General features: G+C 51.9%; 5 protein-coding genes and 2 pseudogenes. 3 read left to right on the top strand and 4 right to left on the bottom strand.

Features of this window, described 5'->3' with window-relative positions:
- Positions 1-369: cytochrome d ubiquinol oxidase subunit II (locus BLW97_RS16545; protein WP_143214955.1), on the bottom strand; the 369-nt coding region annotated here is incomplete at its 3' end.
- Positions 370-458: 89 nt separating this feature from the next.
- Entirely contained in the window at positions 459-1,913 is a 1,455-nt protein-coding gene (locus BLW97_RS16540) for a cytochrome ubiquinol oxidase subunit I (RefSeq protein WP_075323984.1), read from the bottom strand.
- Between the two features lie 665 nt (positions 1,914-2,578).
- On the opposite strand from BLW97_RS16540, the gene BLW97_RS16535 reads away from it, so the two are divergent.
- Positions 2,579-3,886, top strand: coding sequence for an NAD(P)/FAD-dependent oxidoreductase (locus tag BLW97_RS16535; protein ID WP_075323983.1), 1,308 nt, complete (start codon positions 2,579-2,581; stop codon positions 3,884-3,886).
- A gap of 167 nt (positions 3,887-4,053) precedes the next feature.
- On the opposite strand, the gene BLW97_RS19685 is transcribed toward BLW97_RS16535, so the two are convergent.
- The gene (locus BLW97_RS19685; RefSeq protein WP_169829331.1) at positions 4,054-4,212 is read right to left on the bottom strand and encodes a hypothetical protein; all 159 of its coding nucleotides are present in this window, start codon (positions 4,210-4,212) and stop codon (positions 4,054-4,056) included.
- A 347-nt stretch (positions 4,213-4,559) separates the two neighbouring features.
- Between BLW97_RS19685 and BLW97_RS16530 the strand changes: the two genes are divergently transcribed.
- Positions 4,560-6,005: an NAD-dependent succinate-semialdehyde dehydrogenase gene (locus BLW97_RS16530; protein WP_075323982.1), complete on the top strand. Its 1,446-nt coding sequence runs from the start codon at positions 4,560-4,562 to the stop codon at positions 6,003-6,005.
- A 108-nt stretch (positions 6,006-6,113) separates the two neighbouring features.
- Here the strand turns inward: BLW97_RS16530 and BLW97_RS18870 are convergent.
- Positions 6,114-6,466: pseudogene (locus tag BLW97_RS18870) on the bottom strand (IS110 family transposase); the annotation flags it as partial.
- Between the two features lie 378 nt (positions 6,467-6,844).
- Between BLW97_RS18870 and BLW97_RS16520 the strand changes: the two are divergent.
- Positions 6,845-7,276: pseudogene (locus BLW97_RS16520) on the top strand (heterodisulfide reductase subunit B); the annotation flags it as partial.

The following is a 7,276-nucleotide window of genomic DNA, read 5'->3' as shown; positions in this document are numbered from 1 at the left end:
GGCCCAACCCCAAAAGCGCTTGCTTCCGGTTGCATGGACATGAAACTCAAAGGCTACAGCCCGCGAAATGACGCCCCATAAAGCGAACATCAAAGGAATCATCAGATAGTTGAAGGCCGATCCATACACCAGCGGAAAAGCGCCAAACAGCACGCCGCCGGCAACGACCAGCCAGGTTTCATTGCCATCCCACATACCGGCCATGGAAGCCATAATGGCGCCCCGCTCCTGCTCCTCCGGAGAAAAAAGGGCAAACACCCCGGCGCCGAGATCGGCACCGTCCAGGGCAATGAAGAAAAGAAACAGTAGACTGAGTAACAGCCACCACCACGTCGTTAGAGTGGTAGCGATTCTGGCGAGATCAAACATATTGTATTACTCCTTGAATCAAAATCCCGGGAAACCACTCCTGGCCTCCGGGCCATACCCCGCAGCGCGCTGCGGGGTATGGATAACGCTTAATGGGTTTTCCCAAAGGTTGGTTTGGCAAAGGTCGGTTTGGCCAATCCACCACCGGCGTGTTCCTGGTCAGCAGACTGCTCTGGCGCCCCGGGTAAAGGACTTTCCAGATCCGGTCCCTTGCGGATCACGCGGGAGAAGAAATACCAGGCACCGGCCCAGACGGTCAGTTCAAAAACGCCATAGCCGAGAAACCAGACGATTTCCTGGCCAATCCCCATATGACTGGTGCCCTCATAGGTACGCATGAGGTTGTAAACCACCCAGGGTTGACGCCCTACTTCACGGGTCCACCAGCCGGTCCAGATGGCCAGATACGGTAAAAAAGCACTAAAGACCATGGCCCGCAAAAACCAGGGGCGCTTACGCAATCCTTTTACAGTCATTTGGCCGCGCAGGATGAGCATGGTGCCCCACAACGCCATAAAGAACAGGAAGAAACCAATGGCGACCATAACCCGGAAGGAATAGAAAGGGACCCATACGTCGGGGCGATCGTTCGCCGGGAACTGGTCCAGACCGGGAACTACGCCATTCAGGGTGTGGGTTTCCAGGAGACTCAACACATAGGGGATCTTGATGGAAAACACACTCGCATTATTCGCGGCATTGGGAATGGTAATCAGGTTCCAGGCACTGTTGACCTGACCGTTAGGCAAGTAGGTATGGTAATGCCCTTCCATGGCGGCCAGCGAGGTCGGTTCACTATGGGCCACATCGACCCCCAGACTATCCCCTAACCAGATTTGTATCGGCGTCGCAATCAATAAAGCCAGAATGGCCGGCTTCAACATCTTCACGAACAGGTCCGCATGACGATTTTTGAGAATAAACCAGGCACTGGTCCCGGCCAGTACAAAAAAGCCCAGGATCATGGTAGCCATCCACATATGGGGAAAGCCCCAGTCCGCGTTCGCGTTGAAAATGGCACTCCACCAATTCGTCACCTGAAACAGACCGTCTTTCAGCACGACACCATCGGGAGTCTGCATCCAACTGTTGGCCACCAGAATCCAGTAGGCCGATAAGCTGGAGGCGATCGCCACGTTAAAGGTAGAAAACAAATGCATCCCTTTGCCGACTTTGTTCCAGCCAAACACCATGAGGCCAATGAAACCGGCTTCATACATAAAGGCGGTAATGGTTTCAAAGCCGAGAATATTGCCGAAGAAGGGACCCACGGCCTGAGAGAACGGGCCATAGAGAATGCCGAAGGCCATTTCCATGGTGACACCGGTAGCCACACCAGCTCCGAAATTAATAATAAAGATTTTTTCAAAGAAGCGGTTCAAGCGATACCATCGTTCGTCTCCGGAACGCAGCCAGGCTACTTCCAGCCCGAAAAGGATCCAGGACACCCCGATGGTTAATGGGGTCCAGAGGATATGCATGGAGGTAATCCAGGCAAAATCCAGCCGACTCAGAAGAATCGGCAAAGTGTTTTCCATGAGCATGATAAACTCCTCGCTTCAAAAGCGGCGTTAAAAATTGCAGATATACTAGCGAAGATGAATATGCAATAAATATGCCTATTATCCACTCTAAAATTAATCAGTAAGTTACATTATAAAAATGATTTTTCGCAAAAAAATAATGGGGGATATAGCCCGTTAATATGGTTTATATCACCCGATTTATACGCACAAGGATCAAAAAATGACAAAACGCATTTTTATCTCATACTCACCGTCTAAAAGTTATATATCTATCTTAATTTAATAAGATTTTCCAGGCGTATGAACCATAAATAAACGGTCAAATAAGACTTGCACCTGATTGCGGACAAGCAGGAATCGGCGCCCAGATGGTCCACGCTCAAAAATGTCAATTTTTGTATAATGCTTTGAGTATATCCATCGGTTAAAGATAAATTGTCAGGGCACAGCGTGGCAATTCGTGATGCGGAAGTGACTAACAAATGCCATGGGTTGGCTGTCCTGCCACGTGCTGCAACGGGTTTGCAGGCATAGAAGTTTTCCGGGAAGATCATAAAAAGACATAATTAGACTATTTTATAGAATTACTAGAGTATGCTTATATACTAATGTGGTTAGTCGCTCACTGATCCTCGCCTTCTTACGGGTTCAGTGCGTTTCATGCAATGACGAGGGGTTAATCCATGGCACATGTAGTCATTTTGGGCGCGGGGACCGGTGGAATGCCCGCAGTTTATGAAATGCGAGAAGCGCTGAGTGCTGAGCATCAGGTGACGCTTATCAGCGCAGACGATTATTTTCAGTTTGTGCCTTCTAATCCCTGGGTAGGGGTGGGATGGCGAACCCGCGAAAAGATCACTTTCCCGATCCGGCCTCATGTCGAGCGTAAGGGCATTCGTTTTATTGCACAGACCGCTGAAAAGATTGAGGCGCAACAGCAGGAAATTATTTTGGCGGATGGCAGCAAGGTGTCTTACGACTATCTGATCATTACCACGGGACCGTGGATGGCCTTTGAGAATGTGCCGGGTTCCCATCCCCATGAAGGACCTATTCAGTCTATTTGCACCGTGGATCATGCCGAAAAGGCTTATCAGAGCTATCAGGCATTACTGGCGGATCCTGGGCCTATTGTGATGGGCGTGATGGCCGGGGCCAGTTGCATGGGTCCGGCGTATGAGTATGCCATGATTGTCGCTGCAGACCTCAAGAAACGCGGCCTGCGGGATAAAATTCCGTCTTTTAGTTTTGTGACCAGTGAACCTTATATCGGTCATCTGGGTATTCAGGGGGTCGGGGACTCCACCGGAATTCTCAGCAGAGGCCTGGAGGCTGAAGGCGTTGATGTCTATATCAACTGTAGAGTCGACGAGGTGAAAGATGGAAAAATGTTTATCACTCAAGTCAATGAGGAGGGAGCAACGCTCAAGACGTTCACCCTGCCGGTCAAGTTTGGTATGATGATTCCCGCCTTTAAGGGGGTTCCAGCGGTTGCTCAAGTGGAAGGTCTCTGCAATGAGAGCGGCTTTGTTCTGGTCGATGAGCACCAACGTAGTCTGAAATATCCCCATATTTTTGCTGCGGGCATTGCCATTGCGATTCCACCCGTGGAAAAAACACCGATCCCGACGGGTGCCCCCAAAACAGGCTACATGATTGAATCCATGGTGACCGCTGCCGTTCACAATATTCAGGCGGACATTGAAGGTCGCAAAGGTGAGCAAACACGGGGCACCTGGAATGCGGTCTGTTTTGCGGATATGGGTACCTACGGTGCCGCGTTTGTGGCCCTGCCCCAATTACGTCCTCGCAGAGTGGATATGTTTGCCTCTGGTCGCTGGGTACACCTGGCCAAGGTGGCGTTTGAGAAGTATTTCCTCCACAAAATGAAAAGTGGGGTTTCAGAGCCCTTTTATGAAAAATACATGTTTCAGATGATGGGTATTACGCGTCTTGAGAAGGAAAAGAAGGCAGATCGCAAGGTTTCCTGATCGGTCCTTGCTGCGCATTGGTGAGGGCGGAAGCGGGAGATTGGAGAGGGTGACGTCTGGAAACCTCCATCCATGGTTCACTGCGCGCGTTTTGGCTTGTTGCCGGTTGGCAGACGCGTGAAACCAGCCTTTAAAAGGGCTGGTTTCGGGGTGGAAGTGTGGGTATTTCAGGCTGCACGGACAACCGCCAGATCTCTCAGATCCTGATTGTTCCAAAAAGCGTGACGAATGGCTTCATCGGACACGTCGGCAAAGCAGTATCCGTCTTCTTCCAAGGCATAGACTAAGGCCACCATTTCAAATTCCATTTCCATTTCAGCATCCATGATGATTACCTCCATTAGTAAATCAGGAATATCCAACATACAAAAATATTATGGCAATGTAAATACCATAAAATCATAATATAATAAAATGGTGTCAGGTTTTGCTCTGAATCCCGTTTTCGGGCGGCATCGAATCCTGGACCTTGATATAATCCAGCCCACCGTCCATAGAGAACTCCCGTGATTCACAGAACCTTCCGCAGCAACAAGGTGCGTCAGCATGAGGCCCTTGATTTTGAATGTCCGCAAGGTCTGTTCAGGCACGAGCCATTTGTCGGCAATCCGCCTTCTCTATAAAGATTTTTCAGCACTACGCCCCGTGCACACTTATCCCCCAGGAGGAGTTTATGGATTCTGCCCCAACGTCCGCATTCATGGATGGTTGCTGGACGAATATCGAAAAACAGTTCGTCGTACGAAGCCCAAGCAATCAGCAAGCGGTTATTGAAGTTTCCGATTGTGGGTTGCCCGAGGCTGAACAGGCTCTCCAGGCTACGACCCGTGCTTTTAGCACTTGGAGCCGAACGACTGCTTACCAACGCTCGGATATTCTGCGCCGATGGGCAGAGCGCATTCAGGATCAGGCGGAAAATCTGGCACAACGCATCACTTGGGAAATGGGCAAGCCGATCCGTCAGAGTCGTTCTGAAATCCACACCGCAGTCACCCTGGCGCGCTGGTATGGCGAAGAATGCAAACGCATCACCGGCGAAAGCCTCCCCTCCCAATTTCCGGACAAGCGCTTACAGATCTGGAAAGTGCCGGTTGGCCCGGTATTCGCCATTACGCCGTGGAACAGTCCGGTCTCTATGGTCGTTCGTAAAATAGCGCCGGCTTTGGCAGCGGGCTGTACGGTCATCCTCAAACCCGATGAGCAAACGCCAACCTGCGCATTAAGACTTGCCGAACTCTGGGCTGAGGCGGAGGGGCCGGCTGGCACTCTACAGGTACTTCCTAGCTCTGATCCTGCGCCTCTGGCGGAACGGATGATGGCGGACCCACGTATAGCCAAGTTGAGTTTTACGGGCTCCACTTCCGTGGGGCAGAAACTTTATGCGCAGGGATCGTCGACCATCAAACGGCTTTCGCTGGAGTTGGGTGGACATGCTCCGGTGCTTGTTTTTGCCGATGCGGACATCGACGCAGCAGTGGCCATGACCATCCAAGCCAAATTTCGCTATGCCGGTCAGTCCTGTGTTGCCGCCAACCGCTTGTATGTGGAGGATGCGATCCTGCCGGCGTTTACGGCGCGCTACCTGGAAGCGATAAGTCACCTCAAGGTCGGAGACCCTTTTGCCGAGGACACGGACATCGGACCGCTGGTTTCCGAAGCCGCTGTCCAGAAGTTTAAAGCGCAATTGCAGGACGCTCTGGACCGGGGTGCCAGGCTCCTCTGCGGAGGGGATACACAAGGCTTGTGCTGCTCCCCTACCCTCCTCGCCGACCTCGATCCGCAGAGCCGCATATTCCACGAAGAGAGCTTCAGCCCCCTGATGCCCATACAGGAATTTCGTAGTGAAGCAGAAGCAGTTGCCCGCGCCAATGACACCCCCTATGGCTTGGCTGCTTATCTATGGACCCGAGATCTGGGCCGTGCATACCGCATCGCGGAGGCGCTGCAATGCGGCATTGTCGGTATCAATGACGGGGCTCCCGCTACCCCACAAGCGCCTTTCGGCGGTAGTAAGCTCTCCGGACTGGGTACCGAGGGCGGTAAATGGGGACTGGAGGAATATTTGCAGCTGCGTTATGTGTCTCTTCGGTTACCGGAAGAACCATCTCCTTCCATATAATGCTTTGGAAGCGTGCCCAAGCCTTGTACACGCTGGATAAGTCGGCGCTTAATGCTCCGTGAGGTAGAGCAGCGATGTGTCTATATATTAAATCAGCTTAACTCACTGTCCGTAACTCATGCGCTGCTGGAGCCACTGGTAATTCAGCACGTTGGATTTGCGACCGGAGACGTTCTTGACATGACATGCGTTGACCGACAGCACGGTGAATCCGCGTGATTCCAGCAGTTCGAAGAGCGGTATCCAGTACACGCCCGTTGATTCCATCGCGACGGTGTCCACATCGCAGTCTTGAGCCAATCGGCCAAGGCCTCCAGATCTTCCGTGAAACTGGCAAACTCCCGTACCGGCTCGTCATCACGATCCGCAGGCACCGCGACATAGTGGGAGGCACTGCCTATGTCTATACCCGCTGCGTTGGATGCATGATCTTCGACCTCCCGGGATTTGCCTGGTTTAATGTTGATTTTGGGATTACGTTGGGCCATCACATACTCCATAACTCGGAAGTTGGAATGGGGCACTGCTTCGGGTACGTCGCCTTGCCCACTCTCTCAAACGGAATACCCGTTCGGTGGTTATATACCATCCACTGGGTTTATCAATGCCGATACGTCACCCAGGACCACGCTCATGTGCGGGCGCATGATGAAGCATTGTCTCCTCCGCTTTGTGCACGCCCCACTCCTACTTTGCTATAAGTCGATTACTACGCTCCTTTCATATTGAACAAGGTGTTGCCTTGGCAAAGAAAATATTGTGGAGCACAATGATCAAGTATATAAACAGATGTTAATGTTTATTCGCAATAGCTGGCCATCCGGCCAAGGAGTGCAGCGATGAGCGACAACAGCACGCAGCAAGGAGTAGCGGGGCACGGGGCTTTTTTCCAGGACACGAACTTATCGGCCAACGAAGCAGAAACGGCCACAGCATGGGTACGCAGTCATGTAGACCGTCGCACCATGGACCTGGGCGAGCGTATGGACGACATTCGCGAGCACATGTGGGCACTGGAAAAAGAAGGTGAAATCATTGTTCACCGCATTACCGATGAACATAAGCCCGTAAATGTGAATACTCTGTATGGTTGGAATAAGCGCGTTCCGACCAACAATCTGTGGCATCACAAGAGCTGCGGTCAGTGTGGCAACATTCCCGGCTATCCCACCAGCCTGCTCTGGTTCATGAACCACTTTGGCACGGATTATCTGGACGAAACTGACCAGACCTCCTGCACCGCCTGGAACTACCACGGCTCTGGCATCGGC

It is taken from the genome of Acidithiobacillus albertensis (genome assembly GCF_001931655.1).
GTDB lineage: Bacteria > Pseudomonadota > Gammaproteobacteria > Acidithiobacillales > Acidithiobacillaceae > Acidithiobacillus > Acidithiobacillus thiooxidans.
This window is presented reverse-complemented; position numbering and strand designations above follow the sequence as displayed.